We start from the raw sequence: 21,611 nt of genomic DNA on the forward strand, positions 1-21,611 counted from the left end.
ACGCTCGGCTGGGAAACCCCAGCCGAGCGCCTGCATAAACTCATCGCGGCCTGATCAAACCGACCACGTGTTGCAACGACCCCTAGAAACCGCCCGCGCGGGCGGGGGCTTGAAGACAGGTCCTAGCCCAGCCGTGCCACCGCCCGGACCGGCGCACCGTCCGCCGCCGCCAGCCGCAGCGGGAACAGTGACACCTCGACCGGCCGCCCGGCCTCCTGGGCGTCCAGCAGCGCCCGCAGATCGGTCAGGTTCTCGGCGATCACCCCGCCGCCGGGCGCCCCCAGCAGCACCCGGTGCGCGGCGAGGGTCGGCTCGTCGGCGCCGGGCTGGTCGTGCTCGTCGGTGAGGTCCGCGAGCAGCGCGGCGACCGCCGGGTCGCCCGGGCCCGGGTCGGGGGTGGGGTCGACGCTCAGCGCGTCCACCCCGACGGTCCGCACCCCGGCGGCGACGATCGCCTCGGCGGCGTCCGCGGTCAGGCTGGGGTGCGCGAGGTAGGCGTCGGTGCCCCAGTGCCGGGCCCAGCCGGTGGCGAGCAGCAGGACGGACCCCTCGCCGACGCGCGCCAGAGCGGGCGCGAGCAGCTCGGGGGTGACGGCGGCCCGGGGCTCCAGCCCGCGCAGGTCGGCGAGCACCGCGGGCCCGGTGAACCGCTCCAGCGGCAGCCCGTCCAGGGTCGGCCAGGTGACGTCCACGTGGTACGGCGCGTCCACGTGCGTCCCGGACTGCGAGCCGAGGTGCAGGGCCAGCACGTTCACCCCGGCGGTGGCGGTGGTGAGAGCGGGCTCCAACAGGACGGCCGGATCGCCGGGGTAGACCGGCATCGCGGTGGTCACCTGATGGGTGAGGTCGACGAGGGTCGCTGCCATGCCCCCATCCTTCCAGGGGAGCCCGCGGATGAGGCCCGACCGGGTGAGTCCGGATAGAAATGGGACATGGGAACAGTCAAGCGTCAGCCGTGGGTGGTCGGGGTCTCTGGTGCGTCGGGGACGCCGTACGCCGCCTCGGCGATCCGGGCGCTGCTCGCCGCCGGGGAGCCGGTGGACCTGATCGTCAGCCGAGCCGCCCGGCTCACCATCCTCGACGAGACCGGCATCTCCTTCCGGGACGCCCACTGGCGCGCCGACCTGGCCGCCTGGCTGGGCTCCGACGAGGGCCTGGACGACGTCCGCTACTGGCCCGCCGGGGACTTCGCGGCCGGCCCGTCCAGCGGCTCGTACCCGGCCAAGGGCATGCTGGTGGTGCCCGCGACCACCGGCGCGGTGGCCGGGATCGCGCTCGGCCTGAGCAAGGACCTGCTGCAGCGGGTCGCCAGCGTCACCCTCAAGGAGCGCCGCCCGCTGGTCGTGTGCGTGCGCGAGACGCCACTCAACGGGGTGACGTTGAAGCACCTGGTGGAGCTCGACGCGCAGGGCGCCGTCGTCCTCCCCGCCTCGCCCGGTTTCTACGCCGGCGGCTCGACCGTGCGGGAACTCGTCGACTTCGTGGCCGGCCGGGTGCTGGACGCGGTCGGCGTCCCGCATTCCCTGTACCTGCGCTGGGAAGGGGAGTTGGGGGCGGCGGCCCGCCGGGCCGACGAGAACGGCAGCGTGTCGACTGAGGGGGAGTGAGGAGGCCGGGGGCGGGAGAGTATCTTCTCTGCGATATCCGGGTTGTTCCGCGCATGGCGCCTTGGAATCCGGATAATGATCTGTGGGTCTGGTGAGGTTCGGAAGGACGCGGACGGTATATGGACACGGTGGACAGACAGCTCATCCAGGCGCTCCGGGAGAACGGCCGCGCGTCCTACGCCGAGCTGGGCCGGCTGGTCGGACTCTCCGGCCCGAGCGTCACGGACCGGATCAACCGACTGGAGCAGGCCGGCGTCATCACCGGCTACCGCGCGACGGTCAATCCGGCCTCGCTCGGCTTCGGCGTCACGGCCCTGATCGGCCTTCAGCTGACCGACGCCGCCGATCACGAGGACGTCGCGCACCGGCTCAAGGACCTCAACGAGGTCGAGGACTGCTGGTTCATCGCGGGTGACGACTCCTACATGCTCAAGGTCCGGGTGGCCGACGTGGCGGGCCTGGAGTCGGTGGTCAAGCGGATCTCGGGCACGAAAGGCGTGGCCCGCACCCGCACCACCGTCGTACTCTCCACGAAGTGGGAGAACCGGGTGAGCGAACTCCCTCCCGAAGGAGAGTGACGGATGGCACTGGTCGGTCTGGAGGAACTGCGCGCCGCTCGGCAGCGGATCGCGGGGGTGGCCGTGCGCACCCCGCTGGTTCCCGCCCCGTGGGCGGACGAGGGGGAGCGCCGGCTCTGGCTGAAGCCCGAGAACCTCCAGCCGACCGGGGCCTTCAAGACCCGCGGCGCCTACAACCGGCTGGCCGCGCTCACCGAGGCCGAGCGGGCCCGCGGCGTGGTCGCCCAGTCGAGCGGCAACCACGCGCAGGCGGTGGCGTACGCGGCGGCGCTGCTCGGCATCAAGGCCGTGATCGTGATGCCGGACACCTCGCCGGCGGTGAAGGTGGAGTCCACCCGGGGGTTCGGCGCCGAGGTGGTCCTGGTGTCGCCGGAGGAGCGGGACACCCTGCCCGCCGAGCTGGCCGAGCGGCACGGCTACGTCTGGGTGCCGCCGTACGACGACCCGTTCATCATCGCGGGCCAGGGCACGGTCGGCCTGGAGATCGCCGAGGACGCCCCGGCCGGGCTGGACACCGTCCTGGTGCCGGTCAGCGGCGGCGGCCTGATCTCCGGGACGGCGGCCGCGCTCAAGCTCACCCGCCCGGGCATCCGGGTGATCGGTGTGGAACCGGAGCTGGCCGCCGACGCCCAGGCCAGCTTCCGGGCCGGCCGCCGGCTGGCCTGGCCGGTCGCCGACACCTACCGGACCATCGCGGACGGCCTGCGCACCCCGTCGGTCGGCGAGCTGCCCTTCGAGCACCTGACCGCGTACGTGGACGACATCGTCACCGTCACCGAGGACGAGATCCGCGCCACCGTCGCCCTGCTGGCCCGTCGCGGCCGGCTGGTCGCCGAGCCCTCCGGCGCGGTGGCCCCGGCGGCCTACTTCCACCGCGCCGCCGAGACCGGGGGCCGGGCGGTCGCGGCCGTGGTCAGTGGTGGCAACATCGACCCTGCGCTGCTCGCTGAGCTGCTGTCGGACCGTCCCGAGCCGAAGGGCGCGCCGGTGCCGAAAGCGACGAGCGACTAGCGCCGGAGGAGCGCCGGAGCGAGGAGCGTCGGCACCGGGTCGGAGCGGCCCGGAGGCGAGCGGACGAGTGACGTAGTCTCGGTCCGGCAAGGAATCGAAGTCGGAGGAGGCGGGGCACCGCATGGACGCAGGGCTGAAGCGCGAGCTGGAGGCGAAGGTCTACGCGGGTGAGCGGCTGACCCGCGAGGACGGGATCGCGCTCTACGAGAGCGACGACCTGGCCTGGCTGGGCGGTCTGGCCCACCACGTGCGGACGCGGAAGAACGGCGACGTCGTCCACTTCAACGTCAACCGCCACCTCAACATGACCAACGTGTGCAGCGCGTCCTGCGCGTACTGCTCGTTCCAGCGCAAGCCGGGCGAGAAGGACGCCTACACGATGCGCATCGAGGAGGCCGTCCGGCTCGCCAAGGCGATGGAGGTCGACTCCCTCACCGAGCTGCACATCGTCAACGGCCTGCACCCGACCCTGCCCTGGCGCTACTACCCGCGCTCGCTGCGGGAGCTCAAGGCGGCCCTGCCGAACGTCTCGCTGAAGGCCTTCACCGCCACCGAGATCCACTGGTTCGAGAAGATCAGCGGCCTGCCCGCCGACGAGATCCTGGACGAGCTGATCGACGCCGGCCTGGAGTCGCTGACCGGCGGCGGCGCGGAGATCTTCGACTGGGAGGTCCGCCAGCACATCGTCGACCACGACACCCACTGGGAGGACTGGTCGCGGATCCACCGCCTCGCCCACAGCAAGGGCCTCAAGACGCCGGCCACCATGCTGTACGGCCACATCGAGGAGCCCCGCCACCGGGTGGACCACGTGCTGCGGCTGCGCGAGCTGCAGGACGAGACCGGCGGCTTCCAGGTCTTCATCCCGCTGCGCTACCAGCACGACTTCCACGACTCCAAGGACGGCGTCGTGCGCAACAAGCTGATGGCCCGCACCGAGATGGCCACCGGCGCCGAGGCGCTGAAGACCTTCGCGGTCTCCCGGCTGCTCTTCGACAACGTCCCGCACGTCAAGGTCTTCTGGGTGATGCACGGCGTCACCACCGCCCAGCTGGCGCTCAGCCACGGCGCGGACGACATGGACGGCTCGGTGGTCGAGTACAAGATCACCCACGACGCGGACAACTTCGGCACCCCGAACAAGCTGGGCCGCGACGACCTGCTCGACCTGATCCGCGACGCCGGTTTCCGCCCGGTCGAGCGCAACACCCGCTACGAGATCATCCGCGAGTACGAGGGCCCGGACCTGGGGCGCCGTGAGGCCCCGCAGGCGATGCGCCTCTGACCGTCGACCTCCCCGCCGCCCGGGCCCCGGCCCGGGCGGCGGCGTTTCTTCACCGCCCCCGCACCTGCCCCGGGTTTACCAACCGGTACACCGTTTGGCAGGATCGGCGGTATGTCCGGTTCTCATCGCGCCACCACGTACCCGTCGTACGAGCCGATACCAGAGCCGGTGTACGGGGTGCCGCAGCAGCCGTACGGGGCGGGTGAGCCGTACCAGCAGCCCGTCCGGCAGGACCACTACGGCGAGTACGGGCAGCTCCCGCAGGCCCCTGACGGGTACTTCGAGGCGTACGAGCAGCCGTTCCAGCCGTCCCAGCCGTACGCCGCCGGGCCCGACCCGCTCGTCGCCCCCGAGCCGGTGTACGCCCCCGGGCCGGCGTACGACGTCGAACCGGTGTACGCCCCCGAGTCGGTGTACGATGTCGAACCGGTGTACGCGTTCGAGCCGGAGCCCGTCCGGCAGCCCACGCCCCCGCCCGTGGCGGCGCCCGTGGGCGCCCGGGCGGCCGCCCGGGGTCACCGCCGGAAGGCGAAGAAGAAGCGCCACGGCAAGGCGGTGATGGCCGGCACCGCGCTGCTGGTCGCGGCCACCGCCGGCTGGTACACCGTCGGCCAGGACGACGCCAAGCCCGTCGCCGCGACCGCCGACGGCCCCGGCCCGGAGGGCGTCAGCACGCCCGACCAGCCGGCTCCCGCCGCCCGGGCCGCCGCCGACCGGCAGACCCAGCCCCCGGCCGCCGACCGCAGCCAGGTCCGTTCGGACGGCTCGGTCGCCGCGATACCCGGCCTCGGCGCCGACTTCGTCGCGAAGATCCCCGCCGAGACCACCCAGGTGGTGCTCGCCTCCGGCCAGGACAAGAACGGCAACAAGAACGCCGTCACCCTGTGGACCCGCACCCCCGAGGGCCGCTGGCTGGCCGGCGAGACCTGGCAGGGCCACAACGGCAACAACGGCTGGACCGCCGACCACAACGAGGGCGACCTGCGCAGCCCGATCGGCGTCTTCGCGCTCACCGACGCGGGCGGCCGCAAGGCCGACCCGGGCAGCAAGCTCCCGTACGACAAGGACCCGAGCTTCGTGGTCTCCGGGACGGGCTTCTTCGGCGACCAGCTGGCCGGCTCCTTCGACTACGTGGTCGCGATCAACTACAACCGGGTGCCCGGAAACTCCCCGCTGGACCCGCGCCGCCCGATGGGGGCGAAGAAGGGCGGCGGGATCTGGATCCACGTCGACCACGACGGCCCCACCCACGGCTGCGTCTCGATCCCCGAGGACAAGATGGCCGAGCTGATCCGCACCCTGGACCCGGCGGCCCACCCGGTCATCGTGATGGGCGACGCCACCTCGCTCTCCGTCTGACCCCGGCGTTCCGGCCCCGGCCCGGCCCCGGCCCCGGCCCCGGCCCGACACCGGCGTTCCGGCGGTGTCCGCGCGGCGTTCCGGGCGGTGCGGGGCCCGTCACCGGCGGCGGTGCCCGCCCCCTCGTCCGCCTCGGCGTCGACCCCGGCGCGTCCGGAGGCCAGTCGCCGCAACGCCCCTTGTGGGGCTCCTACAGATCGCGGGGGCGGATCCTGTAGCCGGGCGCGCCCCGCTGACCAGTGGGTAACCCGGTTCCATGGCACTATGAGCGGTTCGCGCATTGTGGCACTCGGCCACTACCAGCCCCCCAAGGTCCTCTCCAACGACGACCTGGAGGCGCTCGTCGACACCAACGACGAGTGGATCCGTAGCCGGGTGGGTGTCAGAACCCGGCACATCGCCGAGGGCGAGACCCTGGTCGACCTCGCCACCGAGGCCGCGCAGAAGGCGCTCGCCAAGAGCGGCCGGACGGCCGACGAGATCGACCTGATCGTGGTCGCCACCTGCACCGCGGTCGAGCGCAGCCCCAACACCGCCGCCGCCGTAGCCGCCCGGCTCGGCGTCCGGGCGCCCGCCGCGTACGACATCAACACGGTCTGCTCCGGCTTCTCGTACGCCCTGGCCACCGCCGACCACGCGATCCGGGCCGGCGCGGCCCGCCGCGCGCTGGTGATCGGCGCCGAGCGGATGTCCGACACGCTGGACTGGACCGACCGCACCACCTGCGTGATCTTCGGCGACGGCGCCGGCGCCGCGGTGGTCGAGGCCCAGGAGGACGGTGCCGAGCCCGGCATCGGCCCGGTGGTCTGGGGCTCCGAGCCGGAGAAGGGCGACGCCGTGGTGATCACCGGCTGGGACCCGGTGATCAGCCAGCAGGGCCAGTCGGTGTTCCGCTGGGCCACCACCCAGCTCGCCCCGCTGGCGCGCCGGGCCTGCGAGCAGGCCGGGATCGACCCGTCGGAGCTGAAGGGCTTCGTGCCGCACCAGGCCAACCTGCGGATCATCGACTCGATCGCCGCCAAGCTGGGCCTCACCGACGCGGTGGTGGCCCGGGACGTGGTCGACTCCGGCAACACCTCGGCCGCCTCGATCCCGCTGGCCTTCTCCAAGCTGGTCGAACGCGGCGAGCTGTCCCCGGGCGACCCGGTCCTGCTCTTCGGCTTCGGCGGCGGGCTCGCCTACGCCGGCCAGGTGGTCCGCTGCCCCTGACGGCGCGGAGCCGGGCGTCCGAGGGCCCCTGAGGGGCCGCAACGCGAACATGCCGGTGGGCGGGCACCCTGTGTGAGGGGTGCCCGCCCACCGGCATGTCTGGCGCGCGTGCGGTACGTCGGCGGACCTCCCCCGAGGACACGGCCGCCGTCCGTCGTACCCCGGACAGGAGGCCGGGGCTGCGCGCGGAGCGGATGGTCGGTTGAGCGGATGGTCTACTTGGGCGGCTTCTTGCCGGTGACGCCCAGGTACACCAGGGGAGCGAGGTTGGGCTTGAGGTCCTTGACCTTGACGCCCCAGGAGGTGAAGGCCTTCTGGTGCTCGGCCGCCGAGGCGAGCAGCGAGACCAGGGCCCCGGCGACGGCGTTCGGGTCGAGCGACTTGTCGGCCTGGCCCTTCGCCTGGAGTTCCTTGACGGCCTCCGCGAGCGGCTTGGCGACCGCGTTGAGGACCGTCATGCGGATCTTGAAGAACCGCTTGTCCCCTTCGGCGGCACCGAGCGTGACCACTCGGAGAATGGCGTCGTTCTTGCGCCAGAAGGCGAGGAATCCGTCGACCAGTTCTTCCGAAGTGGTCGGACCGGACTTCCCTGCCCAGGACTTTCCGGCCACCAGCTCTTTGAGGGTGTCGGCGTCCTTGGCCATTTCCTCGGCGATTTCGAGGACAGCGCCCTCGACATCCGGGAAGTACTGGTAGAAGGTCGCGGGGGAGGTACCCGCCATACGGGCGACGTCGATGACCTTGACGTCCCGGTACGGCGACGTGCTGAGCATCTCGCGGAGGCAGTCGAGCAGCTTCTGCCGCGTTTCCTGTCCGCGTCGCCCGGCGACGCGACCGTCGACGGTGCGAACTTGTCCTGTCATGCCGTCAGCTTACCGTGGCACGATCTTGGCGCGATTCGGTGATGCGACTATTACTCCGCACGGGGGGTTGCTATAGGGGCATGAACCACTTCGGACGGATATTCACCGCGCTCCGCAGGTGTCGTTGAAGCCCCCCCGTGTGCCTTTGACCCCACAGCGTGACGGCGAGTCCGCTGAGGGGTGGTCGAGTGACAGAGCGTGACGATCGGCGGCGTCGGAAGATCGGCGCCGAAGTGGAGGGTCCGGGCGTCCGGGTGCAAACCGCGGCCGGAACGGGCGTCAGAATCCGGCCGTTCCGTCATCACCGGCCGGACGGCGGCGCTCCCGGGGCCGCCGTCGGCTCTGGGCGGGGGAGGTTGGAGATGGGCCGGGCGGCATTGGAGAATCGGGTCCGGCACCACGCGGCGGGTGCGGAAAACGGGGAGGTGGCAGCGGAGTGGACCAGCTGACGGCGCACGATCCGAGGCGGATCGGGCCCTTCGAGGTGCTGGGGCGGCTCGGCGCGGGTGGGATGGGGCTGGTCTACCTGGCGCGCTCCGCCTCCGGCCGGCGGGTGGCCATCAAGACCGTCCGGGCGGAACTGGCCGAGGACGAGCTGTTCCGCGTCCGCTTCGCCCGCGAGATCGAGGCGGCCAAGACGGTCGGCGGTTTCTACACCGCGGCCGTGGTGGACGCCGACGCGGACGCCCGGGTGCCCTGGCTGGCCACCGCGTACATCCCGGCCCCCTCCCTGGAGGACCTGGTCGAGGAGTGCGGTCCGCTGCCGGTGGACGCCACCCGCTGGCTGATCGCGGGCATCGCCGAGGCGCTGCAGTCCATCCACGCGGCCGGGCTGATCCACCGGGACCTCAAGCCCTCCAACGTGCTGGTGGTCGAGGACGGCCCGAAGGTGATCGACTTCGGCATCGCCTCCGGCGTCTCCAGCACCCGGCTCACCATGACCAACGTCGCGGTCGGCACCCCCGCCTACATGTCCCCCGAGCAGGCCAAGGACAGCCGTAACGTCCGGGGCGCCAGCGACGTCTTCTCGCTCGGCTCGCTGATGGTGTTCTGCGCGACCGGGCACCCGCCCTTCGGCGGCTCCAACCCGGTCGAGACGGTGTTCCAGCTGCTGCGCGAGGAGCCGGACCTGTCCGGGATGCCGCGCGAGCTGATGGACCTGGTCCGCGCCTGCATGCGGCCCTCGCCCGAGCACCGGCCCAGCCCGGCGCAGATCCAGGCCGAACTGGCCCCGCACCTGTTCTCCCGGGACGACGCCGCCGGCGAGGTCGGCGACTGGCTCCCCGTGAACGCGCTGGAGCTGATCGAGCGCAAGCGTGGCCGCCGCCCGAGCGTGCCGCCCCGGGCCGTCCAGCTACCGGCCGGCGCGCCGCCGCCCCCGGCCGGGCCGCCGCAGGCCGGCCCGCTCCAGCCCCACCAGCCGCCGCAGCCGCACCAGCCGGTCCCGGTGCAGCGCCCCGGCCTGGACGACCCGCGCACCCGCCCGGGCGGGGGGCACGCGCCGCCGCCGTCCGGGCCGGTGCACACGGGGCCGCGGCGGGGCCCGGTGTCCGACGGCGAGATCCCGACCGCGAAGATCGCCTCCCCCAACAAGCACCGTGCGCCGGGCGGCGGCGGGGCCGTCGAGGTGCGGCTGTCCGGAGCCTCGGTGCGGATAGGCCCCGGGCCGCGGGCCGAGCACGAGCAGACCGGCTCGGGCACCGCCCCGGCCGAGACCGACTGGGTCCGCCGGGTCACCCCGCCGCCGGTGCCGGCCGCCCGCTGGCGCCCCTGGCGGTTCCGGATGTCCAACGACGTCTGGGGCACCCCCGTGGTCGCCGACGGCACGCTCTTCGTCTCCAGCTTCGAGGTGCACGCGCTGGACATCGCCTCCGGCGAGCGGCGCTACAAGACCCGGGACGTCGCCTGGGCGCTCGCGGTGGACGCCGGCCGGGTGCACGCGGCCGACGGCCCGCACCTGTACACCGTGGACGTCGCGGACGGCACCGAGCGCTGGCGCACCTCACTGGACGGCTGGGTCTACTCGCTCTCCGCCGCCGACGGGGTGCTGTGCTGCGGCGTCCGCGGCGGCGGCGTCCAGCTGCGCTCGGCCGCCAGCGGCGCCGAGCTGTGGCGGGCCGACGACGCCCAGCAGGACTACGAGAACCCGCAGTCCGGACCGGTCCTGGTGGCCGGCGCGGCCTACTACTACGGGGCCGGGCGGCTGCGCTGCGTCGACCCGCACGGCGCCGGCCTGCGCTGGTCCTTCCCGGTCGGCGAGGACGTGCCCTCGCACCCGGTCGAGCGCGGCGGCGTGCTGTACGTGACGGCCGGCTCCAGGGTGTACGCGCTGGACGCGGCCAGCGGGGCCGAGCGCTGGCGCTTCGAGGCCCCGGTGGTGCTGTTCACCCCGCCCGCGCTGGACGCCGACGCGGTCTACGTGGCCGACTACCTCGGGACGGTGTACGCGTTGGACGCGGCCACCGGCCGGGACCGCTGGCGCGGGGTCACCGGCAACCGCCAGGGCGCCGAGCCGGTGGTGGTCGGGGACGGCATGGTGCTGGTCGGCAGCGGCGGGGTGCTGTACGCCTTCGAGGCGGCGAGCGGCCGGGAGCGCTGGCGCTACACGGCGCGCGGCGAGATCGTCGGCTCCCCGGCGGTGGCCGACGGCCTGGTGCACCTGGGCAGCCGGGACCACTCGCTGCACACCCTGGACCTGGCGAGCGGTCAGCTGCGCTGGGAGCTCGGCACCAAGGGCGAGCTGACCGGCTCGCCGGTCGCGGTCGGCGGCCGGGTCTTCGTCGGCTCCAAGGACCGCTGCGTGTACGCGCTGGACGCCTTCTACGGCACGGCCGTCCCGGCACGCTGAACCGGCGCGGCGGCGGGGCGGGCGCCCCGCCGCCGTCGGACGCGTCCGGTCAGGCCTTGCGGGCCCCGGGGTGGCGGCTGCACCAGCCGTCCCACGCGGAGGCCACCATCTCCGCCACGTCGTGGCGGGCGCCCCAGCCCAGCTCGCGGCGGATCAGGTCGGCCGAGGCCACCACCCGCGCGGGGTCGCCGGCGCGGCGCGGGGTCACCTCGGGGGTGGTGTCGTAACCGGTGACCTTGCCGATCACCTCCAGCATCTCCTTGACGCTGACGCCCTCGCCGCGGCCGATGTTGAGCACCAGCGAGGTCTCGCCGGCCGGGTCGGCGGCCAGCCGCTTGGCGGCGGCGACGTGGGCCGAGGCGATGTCGGAGACGTGGATGAAGTCGCGGACGCAGCTGCCGTCCTGGGTCGGGTAGTCGTCGCCGAAGACCCGCGGGGCCTCGCCGGCGGTGAGCCGCTCGAAGACCATCGGGATCAGGTTGAAGACCCCGGTGTCGGACAGCTCGGGGGAGGCCGCGCCGGCCACGTTGAAGTAGCGCAGCGCCACGGTGGAGATGCCGTGGGCCTTCCCGGCCGCGGCGACCAGCCACTCGCCGGCCAGCTTGGTCTCGCCGTACGGGCTCATCGGGGCGCACGGGGTCGACTCGGTGACCAGGTCGACGTCCGGCATGCCGTAGACGGCGGCGGAGGAGGAGAAGAGGAAGCGCTTGACCCCGCCCTCGGCGGCGGCCTCCAGGACGGTCTGCAGGCCGATCATGTTCTCCCGGTAGTAGAAGAACGGCTGCTCGACGGACTCGCCGACCTGCTTCTTGGCGGCGAAGTGCAGGATGCCCTCGATCGCGTGCTCGCGGATGGCGGCGTCCAGGACGGCCCGGTCCAGGGTGGAGCCCTCGACCAGGGCGACGCCCTCCGGCAGGCGGGAGGCGTCGCCGGTGCTGAGGTCGTCCAGGACGGCGACGCGCTCACCGGCGTCGAGCAGCTGGCGGACGACGTGCCCGCCGATGTATCCGGCACCGCCGGTGATCAACCAAGTCATGGGCCGATTCTAGGGTGTTCGGGTTCCCGTGGTGAGTGCCGGGCGAGTCGAACCGTCAAATCGGACAAATCGGTGAAATGCTGACAAAGATTTCCGTGCTCCCAGCGTGGTGACGAATCGGAGGCAGCCAGGTGAGCCGAAAGAAGGAACACGCCCGCCCCCTGCCGGCCGGGCCCCGGCCGACCGGACCCAGGACGGTCCACGGCCGGCTGCTCGTACCCGGCGCGGTGGCCGTACTGACCGCGCTGGCGCTGGCCGGGTGCAGCAGCGGCTCCTCCACGTCCGCCTCGTCGGCCGCGGGCTCCCCGTCGGGCTCCGGCTCGGCCAGGCCGGCCTCGTCGGCCCCCGCGCGGTCGGCCGACGGGAACCAGTTGCAGGACGACTACCAGCGGGTCATCGCCGACGTGCTGCCCTCGGTGGTGCAGATCACCACCGGCGACAGCCTCGGCTCCGGGATCGTCTACGACGACAAGGGCGACATCGTCACCAACGCCCACGTGGTGGGCACCGCGACCACCTTCACCGTCACCCTCGCCAACAGCACCAAGTCGCTGGACGCCACCCTGGTCGGCAGCTACCCCGACACCGACCTCGCGGTGATCAAGCTGAGCAGCCCGCCGAGCGGCCTCAAGCCGGCCGCCTTCGGCGACTCCGGCAAGGTCCAGCTCGGCCAGATCACCCTGGCCATGGGCAGCCCGCTCGGCCTCTCCAGCAGCGTCACCCAGGGCATCGTCTCGGCCACCGGACGGACCGTCTCCGAGCCCAGGGGCGGCGGCTCGCCCGGCGCCACCATCGGCAACATGGTGCAGACCTCGGCCGCGATCAACCCGGGCAACAGCGGCGGCGCGCTGGTCAACCTGGACAGCCAGGTGATCGGCATCAACACGCTCGCGGCGACGGAGCCCGAGGCCAACGGCGCGGCCGCGCCCGGCATCGGCTTCGCCATCCCGGCGTCCACCATCACCAACATCACCGACCAGCTGATCAAGCAGGGCAAGGTCACCAACTCCGGCCGGGCCGCGCTCGGCATCACCGCCCGGACCAGCTTCAACCAGCAGTTCAAGCCTGCCGGCGCGGTCATCGTGGCGGTCACCGCGGGCGGCCCGGCCGCCTCGGCGGGGATGCAGGCCGGCGACGTGATCACCAAGATCGGGGACGCCGCGGTCGACTCGCTGAACGCGCTCACCACCGCGCTCGCCTCGCTCACCCCGGGCGACAAGGCCACCGTCGCCTACACCAGGGACGGCAGCAGCCAGACCGCCGACGTCACCCTCGGCACCCTGGAGACCCCCTAGGCCCGTCGTACCGGACCGGCGCCGGGACCTCGTCACTGCCTCGACGAGGTCCCGGCGCCGTGCCGCGCTCCGGTTCAGCGGCGGGCGGTGCGGGTGCGCCAGGGAAGTTCGACGGTGATGCTGCTCGGGCCGCCCTCCGGGCTCTGCACCAGGAGCACGCCGTCCACCGCGCGGATCCGCTCGGTCAGCCCGGCCAGGCCGCTGCCCGGGTAGGGCGCGGCGCCGCCCTTGCCGTCGTCCTGGACCAGCACCATCAGCTGGTTGTCGGAGCGCCAGACGTCGACCGAGGCGGTGCGGGCCCCGGCGTGCTTGGAGACGTTGGTCAGCAGCTCGCTGACGGTGAAGTACGCGATGCCCTCGACCGCCGAGTCCGGGCGCTCGGCCTGGCCGTCCGGCCCCTTCAGGTCGACGTTCACCTTGACCCCGCCGGGGACGGTGCAGCGGGCGGCGACCGCGGACAGGGCCGCGTCCAGGCCGCGGTCGGTGAGCACCGCCGGGTGGATGCCCCGGGCCAGGTCGCGCAGCTCCTGGAGGGCCAGCTTCACCTCGCCGTGCGCGTTGTCGACCATCTTCGTGGCGGCCGCCACGTCGTCCTCGGTCTCGACCTCGCGCAGCCGCTCCTTGGCCATGCCCAGGTCCATGGCCAGCGCGACCAGGCGGGCCTGGGCGCCGTCGTGCAGGTCGCGCTCGATCCGGCGCAGGTCGGCGGCGGCGGTGTCGACCACCGTGCCTCGGTCGTCCTCCAGCTCGCGCACCCGCTCGGCCAGGGCACCCGGGAAGAGCAGCGACTCGATCAGGATCCGGTCGATCGCCGCCAGCGCCCGGATCACCCAGGGCAGCACCGGCCACATCACGGTGACCGCGACCAGGGTCACCGTGAAGCTCAGGATGCCCCAGGGCAGCATCAGCACGTTGTAGAGCGCCGAGCGCCAGTTCAGCAGGTCGGTCAGGTGGGCGATGGTGAAGCCCACCACCCCCGGCCGGCGCGGCTGCACCGGCTCCGGCTCGTGGATCGCGGAGTCGTACGCCGCCCGGGCCCGCCGGCGGCCCAGCCCGCCCAGGGCACGGGAGACGGCCAGCCCGCCGGCCAGCAGCGGCAGGCCGACCACGGTGATCGACATCCCCAGGCCGGCCGTGAGCGTGATGGCGGTGAGCGCGAAGCCGGCGACGCCGAGCGGCAGGTTGAGCAGCAGCTGGCCGACCTGCCGCCACATCCGCGCACCGTACAGCGGCGAGCGGCCCATCTGAGCGTCCTGCTCCTTGATGGCGTCCACGGTGCGGCGGTGCAGCGGCTTCATCTGGATCTACCGTCCCTCTTGGTCGAGCTGGTGGACCAAGCTTCCCGAACCCGGGGCGGAAGATGCCATGGGGGTGATACATCTTCCGGGACGGGGGTTATCCCTACCCCCGTCCTGGTCGTCGGGCCACTGCCCGGTGCTCGCGGGAGTGTCCACCGGACGTCTTGCGGAGCGGGCAGGGTTCGGGCGGAGCGGAGCCGTCCCCTTAGACTCACGCATTGGCCATGATTATGACCGTGCGAGGAAACGTCGTAGAACTGCCTTGAGGGGCTGTTCACGGCCGAGGTGGAGGGCGAAGGCATGGAGGGGCAGCATGCGGCTGCCGTCGCGGCCGACCCGGCGGTCGGCGGCGGCTACTTCGACGCGTACGCCGCGATGGGCCTGCTGGCCGTCGTCGGGGTGCTCTTCGTCGCCGTGGCGTTCACGGCCAACCGACTGCTGCGGCCGGTGGTCTACTCGCCCGAGAAACTCCTCGCCTACGAGTGCGGGGTGGACCCGGTGGGCGAGGACTGGGCGCACACCCAGATCCGCTACTACGTGTACGCCTTCCTGTACGTGATCTTCGCGGTCGACGCGATCTACCTGTTCCCGTGGGCGACGGTCTTCGCCACCGCCGGGTACGGCGCCGGAACGCTGATCGAGATGTTCCTCTTCATCGGCTTCCTCGCGGTCGGCCTGCTCTACGCCTGGAAGAAGGGCGTTCTGGAATGGACGTGACGCACACCCACTCGCACGGCGCCCAGGGCGGCCCGGTCCCGCTCGGCCTCCCGGACCCGTCGCGCCCCGGCGCCGTCGAGCGCCGTGGCATCGGCCCGCTGGCCCGGCTCGCGCCCGACCCGGTCAAGGTCGTGCTCAACTGGGGCCGCCGCTACAGCCTCTGGTGCTTCAACTTCGGCCTGGCCTGTTGCGCGATCGAGTTCATCGCCGCGTCCATGGCCAAACACGACTTCATCCGGATGGGTGTCATTCCGTTCGCGCCCGGACCCCGTCAGGCCGACCTGATGATCGTCTCGGGGACGGTGACCGACAAGATGGCGCCCGCCGTCAAGCGCCTCTACGAGCAGATGCCCGAGCCGAAGTACGTCATCTCCTTCGGCGCCTGCTCCAACTCCGGCGGCCCGTACTGGGACTCCTACTCGGTGACCAAGGGCGTGGACCAGATCATCCCGGTCGACGTCTACGTGCCCGGCTGCCCGCCCCGGCCCGAGGCGCTGCTCCAGGGCATCCTCAAGCTCCAGGAGAAGATCGCCGCCGAGTCGCTGCCCGACCGCTACACCGCGCCCGCGGCGGCGCTGCGCCGCCCGCTGGTGACGGGGCCTTCGACCGAGGGAGGGGTCTCGTGACTTCCGCCGAGCAGTACGCGGCGTCGGTCGGGGAGTGGGCGACCGGCGCCGAGGCTTACGGGCTGGTCACCGTCGACGTCCCCGCCGAGCACTGGATCGAGGCGCTCACCAGTGCCCGCGACACGCTTGGCCTGGGCTACTTCGACTGGCTGAGCGCCGTCGACGAACTGGCCGAGGGCTTCTCCGTGGTCGCCCACCTCGCCTCCGCCGACGCCCCGGGCGTGCGCCACCTGGCGCTGCGCACCCGGGTGCCGCGGGACAAGGCCGCGCTGCCCACCGCCGTCCCGGTCTACGCGGGCGCCGCCTGGCACGAGCGCGAGACCCACGAGATGTTCGGCATCGACTTCCCCGGACACCCCTACCTCGCCACCCTGCTGCTGCCGGACGGCTTCGAGGGGTACCCGCTGCGCAAGGAGTTCGTGCTCGCGGCCCGGGTCGCCAAGGCCTGGCCGGGCGCCAAGGAGCCGGGCGAGTCGGACCACGGCGACGGGCCCGCCCGGCGCAAGATGCAGCCGGCCGGGGTGCCGGACCCGAACGAGTGGGGGCCGCTGAAGGGCACCCTGCCGCCGGTCGCCGAGCGGCCCGCGCGCGGTGCGCGGGCGGCGGGCGCGGCCGGGCGGACGCCCCGGGCTGCGGGTGCTGGTGCTGGTGCTGCTGGTGCTGGGGCCGGTGCTGCTGCCGGTGCCGAGGGTGCGGCGGTGCGGGCGGACCGGCCGCGGCGGACCAGGACGGTGGCGGAGGGGTCGGCGAGTCAGGCGGGGGCCGAGGCTGCTGGTGCCGGTGCTCCGGCTGCTGCTCCGAGCGCTGCTTCGGCCGCTGCTCCGGCTGCCGGCGAGGCGGCGCCCGTGGTGCGGGCGGACCGGCCGCGCCGGGTCAGGTCGGTGTCCGACGGATCGGTCAGCCAGGCTGCGGAGCCGGCGCCCGCCGAGGCTGCCGAGGCCGCTGCGCCTGCCGAGCCGAAGGCCGAGGGCTCGGCGTCGCCGCGGACCCGGTCCTCGGACGCGCCCTGGCACAACCCGGTGCCCGCGCACGACGAGCCCGCGAAGCCCGCCGAGGCGCAGGCCCCGGCCGAGCCCGCGAAGCCTGCGGAGGAGCCTGCCGAGGAGCAGTCGCCCGCCGAGCCGACGAAGCCCGCCGCGCCTGCGGGCGGGCAGGACGAGACGTCGGCCGGACCGGCCGGCCAGGACGGAGACGGCGCGTGAACCTGCTCGACACGGTGCTGCGCTGCGTCGCCACCCTGGTCGTCTTCCTCACCTTCCCGCTGGTCATCGGCCAGACCGAGCACAAGGTCATGGCGCACATGCAGGGCCGGCTCGGCCCGATGTACGCGGGCGGCTTCCACGGCTGGGCGCAGCTCGTCGCGGACGGCGTGAAGTTCGCGCAGAAGGAGGACATCGTCCCGGCCGGGGCGGACCGCCGGATCTTCCAGCTGGCGCCCGCCGTTTCGCTGCTGCCGTACCTCTTCGTGCTGCTGGCGATCCCGGTCGGCCCGAACGGCTTCGTCGGCCAGGCGATCGACGCCGGCCTGTTCTTCGTGCTGGCCGTGATGGGTGTCGGCGTGATCGGCAAGCTGATGGCCGGCTGGGCCTCGGCGAACAAGTTCTCGCTGCTCGGCGGCCTGCGCACGGCCGCGCAGCTGATGTCGTACGAGCTGCCGATGGTGCTGGCGGCGGCCTCGGTGGCGATGGCCGCCGGCACGCTCTCGCTGCCCGGGATCGTGGACGCCTGGGAGTGGTACTGGCTGCCCTGGCAGCTCATCGGCGCGTTCGTGTTCTTCACGGCCGGTCTGGCCGAGCTCCAGCGCCCGCCGTTCGACATGCCGGTCGCCGACTCGGAGATCATCTTCGGCGCGTACACCGAGTACACGGGCCTGCGCTTCGCACTGTTCCTGCTGTCCGAGTACGTGGGCATCCTGGTGGTGTCGGCGCTGACCGCGGTGCTCTTCCTGGGCGGCTGGCACGGCCCGCTGGCGGACCAGCTCGGCTGGCTCTGGATGATCCTGAAGACCTTCGCGCTGGCCTTCGTGGTCATCTGGCTGCGGGTCACCTACCCGCGTCTGCGCGAGGACCAGCTGATGCGCTTCGCGTGGACCGTGCTGATCCCGCTCGCCCTCGTCCAGCTGGCCCTGACCGGCGTCATCAAGGTGGCGATCTCATGAGTTTTCCCGGTGCCGGCCTGGCCAAGGGCCTGGCCGTGACCCTGCGGACGATGACGAAGAAGACCGTCACCGCGCAGTACCCCGATGTGCAGCCGGTGCTGCCGCCGCGTTCGCGCGGCGTCATCGCGCTGCTGGAGGAGAACTGCACGGTGTGCATGCTCTGCGCGCGCGAGTGCCCGGACTGGTGCATCTACATCGACTCCCACAAGGAGACGCTGCCGGCCGCCGAGCCGAACGCGCGGGCCCGCACCCGTAACGTGCTGGACCGGTTCGCCATCGACTTCTCGCTCTGCATGTACTGCGGGATCTGCATCGAGGTGTGCCCCTTCGACGCGCTGTTCTGGTCGCCCGAGTTCGAGTACGCCGAGACCGACATCCTGGAGCTGACCCACGAGCGGGACAAGCTCCGCGAGTGGATGTGGACCGTCCCGGCGCCGCCGGCGCTGGACCCGGCGGCCGAGGAGCCCAAGGAGATCGCCACCGCGCGCAAGGCTGCGGACAAGCTGGCCGCCGCAGCCGCCGCAGCCGCCGCAGCCGCCGCAGCCGCCTCGGCGGCCTCGGATGAGGGGGAGGCCCAGTGAGCGCCGCCACCCTGCTCGCGGCGACCGGCTCGCTGGAGCCGGCCGCCCGTTCGTTCCTGTCCCCGACCGGGGTGGAGATCGTCTTCCTGCTGGTCGGCATCGCCGTGCTCGGCTCGGCCGTGGTCGCCGTCAGCACCAAGCAGCTGGTGCACGCCGCGCTCTGGCTGGTGGTCGCGCTGGGCGGACTGGCGGTGGAGTTCCTGCTGCTCACCGCCGAGTTCATCGCCTGGGTGCAGGTGCTGATCTACCTCGGCTCGGTGATCGTCCTGGTGCTGTTCGGGCTGATGCTCACCAAGGCACCGATCGGGCGCTCGCCGGACGCCGACTCCAAGAACCGCTGGGTGGCCCTGGCCGTGGCGCTCGCCTCGGCCGGGACACTGGTGACGCTGGTCGTCGACGCCTTCCGGACCTCCTGGATCGACCTCGGCGCGGGGGGCGGCTCGGCCGCCGTCACCGGGGCGAGCCTGTTCCGCCACTGGGTGCTGCCCTTCGAAGCCCTCTCCGTGCTGCTGCTGGCGGCGCTGGTCGGCGCGATCGTGCTGTCGCGCGGGTCGAAGCGGCGGGTGCCGCCGCCCCGGGCGGGCCGGCTGCGCGCCGGCCGGCCGGTGGGCTCGAACGGGACCGTCGCCGCCACCGTGCCCCGGCCGGCGCCGGAGAGCCCGGCGGCCGCAGAGGCTGCGCCGTCCGCGTCGGAGGAGAGCTGATGCACCTCGCCTACCCCGTCGTCCTCGCCGCGCTGCTGTTCAGCGTCGGCGTGTACGGCGTGCTCGCCCGGCGCAACGCCGTCCTGGTCCTGATGTCCGTCGAGCTGATGCTCAACGCCGTCAACCTCAACCTGGTCGCCTTCGACACCTGGCTGCGCGACTCGCTGCACGCCGGCCAGGCGCTCACCCTGTTCACCATCACCGTCGCCGCCGCCGAGATCGGGCTGGGGCTCGCCATCGTCCTGCTGCTGTTCCGGGCCCGGGGCACCGCGGACATCGACCGGGCCACCGCGCTCGGCGATCCGGCGGAGCCGCTCGCCGAGGAGACGCCGGCCGGAGCCGAGGCGCTGAAGGGCCAGGCCGCCGCATGAACCTCGCCCTGCCCGCTCTCGTCCCCGTGCTGCCCGCACTCGGGGCCGCCGCGACCCTGGCCGTCGGCAAGAAGGCGCCCGGCCTGGCCCGGCCGCTGGCCATCGTGCCGGTCGCCGTCTCGGCCGTGCTCGCCCTGGTCGTCGCCCTCCAGCTCGGCACCGGCCAAGCGCTGGACGCCGCCACCCGGCTCACCCCGACCGGCGGCCCGGACATCGCGCTCGCCCTCCACCTGGACGGCTTCAGCTCGCTGATCTCCGTGCTGGTCGGCCTGGTCGCCACCTGCGTGCAGGTCTACTCGACCGCGTACCTCAGGAAGGACCCGCGCTACCCGTCGTACGCCGCGCTGGTCTCGCTGTTCACCGCGGCGATGTTCCTGGTGGTCTACTCGGGCGACCTGATCGTGCTGCTGGTCGGCTGGGAGGTCATGGGCATCTGCTCGTACTTCCTGATCGGCCACCACTGGGAGACCGAGGACGCCCGCTCGGCCTCGCTCAAGGCCTTCCTGGTCACCAAGCTCGGCGACGTGCCGTTCCTGTTCGGGATCTTCCTGCTCGGCGCGGACGCCGGCAGCTTCCGGATCCCCGACGTGCTGGCCGCCGCGACCGACGGGCGGCTCGGCCACCCGACGCTGATCGCCCTGCTGCTGCTCGCCGGGGTGGCCGGCAAGAGCGCGCAGTTCCCGCTGCACACCTGGCTCCCGGACGCCATGGCCGGCCCGACGCCGGTCTCCGCGCTGATCCACGCCGCCACCATGGTCGCGGCCGGCATCTACCTGGTCGCCCGGCTGCTGCCGGTGTTCCTGCTGTCGGGTGCGGCGCTGGTCGTGCTGGCCGTGATGGCCGCCGTGACGATGATCGGCTCGGCGCTCTGCGCGCTCGCCCAGGACGACCTCAAACGGGTGCTCGCCTACTCCACCGTCGGCCAGCTCGGCTACATGGCCGGGGCGCTGGCCGCCGGCGACCGCGAGGCCTCCGTCTTCCACCTGGTCAGCCACGGCGCCTTCAAGGCGCTGCTGTTCCTGGCCGCCGGCGTGGTGATCCACGCCGCGCACACCAACTCGATCTCCGCGATGTCCCGGATCCCCGGGCTGCGCAAGCGCGTCCCGGACGCCTACTGGACGATGGGCATCGCGCTCGTCGCCCTGGTCGGGCTGCCGCCGTTCTCCGGCTTCTTCAGCAAGGAGGCGGTGCTGACCGCCGCCGAGCACGCCGCCAACGGCGAGGCGCTCACCAACGGGCTCGGCCCGGCCTCGGCCGTGCCGGAGGCCGCCGGGTGGATCGTGCTGATCTCCGCCGGACTCACCGCGCTGCTCACCGCCGCGTACGCGACCCGGCTCTTCCTGGTCAGCTTCCACAGCCCGCAGGCTGAAGGGGCGCAGGCTGCCGGAGCGTCGCAGGCCGTGGCGCCTGCGGCCGGGCACGAGGCGGACGCGCCGTACTCGCCCGAGCTCGACGAGGCCGACCCGGCCACCGCCGAGCCGCCCGCGATGCGCTGGCCGCTCTGGGTGCTGGCCATCCCGACCATGGGCTTCGGCGTCGCCGGGCTGCGCTCGGACTGGCTGCCCGCGCTGCTGGACGGCGGCTCGCTGCGCCCCTCGGCCGTCACCGCCGTCATCGGCACCGGGCTCGCCGTGGTCGGCGTGCTCGCGGCGTACGGCGCCTGGCGCTCGGCGACCGCGCGGCTGGCCACCGGCCGCCCGGCCCCGGCCGACGCCGGCCGGGTGCCCGAGCAGGCCGGAGCCCCGGCCGCCGAGGTGATCGTCGCCGACCCCGGGCGCACCCTGCTCGGCCCGCTGTTCGGCCCGGCCCGGCACGGCTTCGGCGTCGACCGGCTGTACCACGCGCTGTTCGTCCGCCCGGTGACCGCCGCCGCCCGGCTGGTCCGCTTCCTCGACCGCGAGGTCGTCGAGACCTACGTGCGAGGCAGCGGGGTCGGCGCCAACCTGCTCGGCCGGGCCGTCCGGCTCGCGCAGACCGGCAACGCGCAGACCTACCTCAGCGCGCTGCTCGCCGGCGTCGTCCTGCTGGCCGTCCTGGTGGCGGTGTAGCGGATGCCGTACCCCCT

The 21,611-nt window shown here is 73.2% G+C and carries 20 protein-coding genes; 16 read left to right on the forward strand and 4 right to left on the reverse strand.

Annotated features, from left to right (window positions below):
* Positions 1-122: 122 nt before the first annotated feature.
* Entirely contained in the window at positions 123-866 is a 744-nt protein-coding gene (locus ACIP37_RS22825) for a cyclase family protein (protein ID WP_363617857.1), read from the reverse strand.
* Between the two features lie 66 nt (positions 867-932).
* Between ACIP37_RS22825 and ACIP37_RS22830 the strand changes: the two genes are divergently transcribed.
* The 6 genes from ACIP37_RS22830 (at position 933) to ACIP37_RS22855 (ending at position 7,049) form a co-directional block, all read left to right on the forward strand.
* Positions 933-1,607, forward strand: a complete 675-nt coding sequence (locus tag ACIP37_RS22830; protein WP_363629299.1) for a UbiX family flavin prenyltransferase — start codon at positions 933-935, stop codon at positions 1,605-1,607.
* Positions 1,608-1,726: 119 nt separating this feature from the next.
* Positions 1,727-2,185 (forward strand): Lrp/AsnC family transcriptional regulator, encoded by a 459-nt coding sequence (locus ACIP37_RS22835; RefSeq protein ID WP_063348891.1) that lies wholly within the window; start codon positions 1,727-1,729, stop codon positions 2,183-2,185.
* 3 nt (positions 2,186-2,188) lie between these two features.
* Positions 2,189-3,196, forward strand: a complete 1,008-nt coding sequence (locus ACIP37_RS22840; RefSeq protein WP_363579958.1) for a threonine/serine dehydratase — start codon at positions 2,189-2,191, stop codon at positions 3,194-3,196.
* 121 nt (positions 3,197-3,317) lie between these two features.
* Complete coding sequence (gene mqnE / locus ACIP37_RS22845; RefSeq protein WP_063348893.1) at positions 3,318-4,481, forward strand: aminofutalosine synthase MqnE; 1,164 nt, start codon at positions 3,318-3,320, stop codon at positions 4,479-4,481.
* A 111-nt stretch (positions 4,482-4,592) separates the two neighbouring features.
* The gene (locus tag ACIP37_RS22850) at positions 4,593-5,840 is read left to right on the forward strand and encodes a L,D-transpeptidase family protein (RefSeq protein ID WP_400809005.1); all 1,248 of its coding nucleotides are present in this window, start codon (positions 4,593-4,595) and stop codon (positions 5,838-5,840) included.
* A gap of 264 nt (positions 5,841-6,104) precedes the next feature.
* Entirely contained in the window at positions 6,105-7,049 is a 945-nt protein-coding gene (locus tag ACIP37_RS22855) for a beta-ketoacyl-ACP synthase III (RefSeq protein WP_363579960.1), read from the forward strand.
* A gap of 215 nt (positions 7,050-7,264) precedes the next feature.
* Here the strand turns inward: ACIP37_RS22855 and ACIP37_RS22860 are convergent, their stop codons facing one another.
* The gene (locus tag ACIP37_RS22860; protein ID WP_030055725.1) at positions 7,265-7,912 is read right to left on the reverse strand and encodes a TetR family transcriptional regulator; all 648 of its coding nucleotides are present in this window, start codon (positions 7,910-7,912) and stop codon (positions 7,265-7,267) included.
* 436 nt (positions 7,913-8,348) lie between these two features.
* On the opposite strand from ACIP37_RS22860, the gene ACIP37_RS22865 reads away from it, so the two are divergent.
* Positions 8,349-10,760, forward strand: coding sequence for a PQQ-binding-like beta-propeller repeat protein (locus tag ACIP37_RS22865; protein ID WP_400844383.1), 2,412 nt, complete (start codon positions 8,349-8,351; stop codon positions 10,758-10,760).
* A 49-nt stretch (positions 10,761-10,809) separates the two neighbouring features.
* Here ACIP37_RS22865 and galE read toward each other — a convergent pair whose 3' ends face one another.
* A complete protein-coding gene (gene galE, locus ACIP37_RS22870) occupies positions 10,810-11,796 on the reverse strand; it encodes a UDP-glucose 4-epimerase GalE (RefSeq protein WP_350876964.1) in 987 nt (328 codons plus the stop codon).
* Between the two features lie 209 nt (positions 11,797-12,005).
* Here galE and ACIP37_RS22875 point away from each other — a divergent pair, with 209 nt between their 5' ends.
* Complete coding sequence (locus tag ACIP37_RS22875; protein WP_400809156.1) at positions 12,006-13,091, forward strand: S1C family serine protease; 1,086 nt, start codon at positions 12,006-12,008, stop codon at positions 13,089-13,091.
* A gap of 74 nt (positions 13,092-13,165) precedes the next feature.
* Here the strand turns inward: ACIP37_RS22875 and ACIP37_RS22880 are convergent, their stop codons facing one another.
* Positions 13,166-14,335: a sensor domain-containing protein gene (locus ACIP37_RS22880; RefSeq protein WP_363580288.1), complete on the reverse strand. Its 1,170-nt coding sequence runs from the start codon at positions 14,333-14,335 to the stop codon at positions 13,166-13,168.
* A 429-nt stretch (positions 14,336-14,764) separates the two neighbouring features.
* On the opposite strand from ACIP37_RS22880, the gene ACIP37_RS22885 reads away from it, so the two are divergent.
* Genes ACIP37_RS22885 through ACIP37_RS22920 form a run of 8 tightly spaced genes read left to right on the forward strand, consistent with a single transcriptional unit; the run spans position 14,765 to position 21,594 of the window.
* On the forward strand, positions 14,765-15,106 hold the full coding sequence (locus tag ACIP37_RS22885; RefSeq protein ID WP_371522778.1) for an NADH-quinone oxidoreductase subunit A: 342 nt from the start codon (positions 14,765-14,767) through the stop codon (positions 15,104-15,106).
* On the forward strand, positions 15,097-15,732 hold the full coding sequence (locus tag ACIP37_RS22890) for an NADH-quinone oxidoreductase subunit B family protein (RefSeq protein WP_363579962.1): 636 nt from the start codon (positions 15,097-15,099) through the stop codon (positions 15,730-15,732). The genes ACIP37_RS22885 and ACIP37_RS22890 overlap by 10 nt, the downstream gene beginning before the upstream one ends.
* A complete protein-coding gene (locus ACIP37_RS22895; RefSeq protein ID WP_400844386.1) occupies positions 15,729-16,934 on the forward strand; it encodes an NADH-quinone oxidoreductase subunit C in 1,206 nt (401 codons plus the stop codon). The genes ACIP37_RS22890 and ACIP37_RS22895 overlap by 4 nt, the downstream gene beginning before the upstream one ends.
* A complete protein-coding gene (gene nuoH / locus ACIP37_RS22900) occupies positions 16,931-17,890 on the forward strand; it encodes an NADH-quinone oxidoreductase subunit NuoH (RefSeq protein WP_371518357.1) in 960 nt (319 codons plus the stop codon). The genes ACIP37_RS22895 and nuoH overlap by 4 nt, the downstream gene beginning before the upstream one ends.
* Entirely contained in the window at positions 17,887-18,471 is a 585-nt protein-coding gene (locus ACIP37_RS22905) for a NuoI/complex I 23 kDa subunit family protein (protein ID WP_400844389.1), read from the forward strand. Before nuoH ends, ACIP37_RS22905 begins: the two co-directional genes overlap by 4 nt.
* Positions 18,468-19,175: an NADH-quinone oxidoreductase subunit J gene (locus ACIP37_RS22910; protein ID WP_363579965.1), complete on the forward strand. Its 708-nt coding sequence runs from the start codon at positions 18,468-18,470 to the stop codon at positions 19,173-19,175. Before ACIP37_RS22905 ends, ACIP37_RS22910 begins: the two co-directional genes overlap by 4 nt.
* A complete protein-coding gene (gene nuoK / locus ACIP37_RS22915) occupies positions 19,175-19,546 on the forward strand; it encodes an NADH-quinone oxidoreductase subunit NuoK (RefSeq protein WP_350876976.1) in 372 nt (123 codons plus the stop codon). Before ACIP37_RS22910 ends, nuoK begins: the two co-directional genes overlap by 1 nt.
* Complete coding sequence (locus ACIP37_RS22920) at positions 19,543-21,594, forward strand: NADH-quinone oxidoreductase subunit L (protein WP_400844394.1); 2,052 nt, start codon at positions 19,543-19,545, stop codon at positions 21,592-21,594. The genes nuoK and ACIP37_RS22920 overlap by 4 nt, the downstream gene beginning before the upstream one ends.
* The last annotated feature ends 17 nt before the right edge of the window (positions 21,595-21,611 follow it).

It is taken from the genome of Kitasatospora sp. NPDC088861 (assembly GCF_044750105.1).
Classification (GTDB): domain Bacteria; phylum Actinomycetota; class Actinomycetes; order Streptomycetales; family Streptomycetaceae; genus Kitasatospora.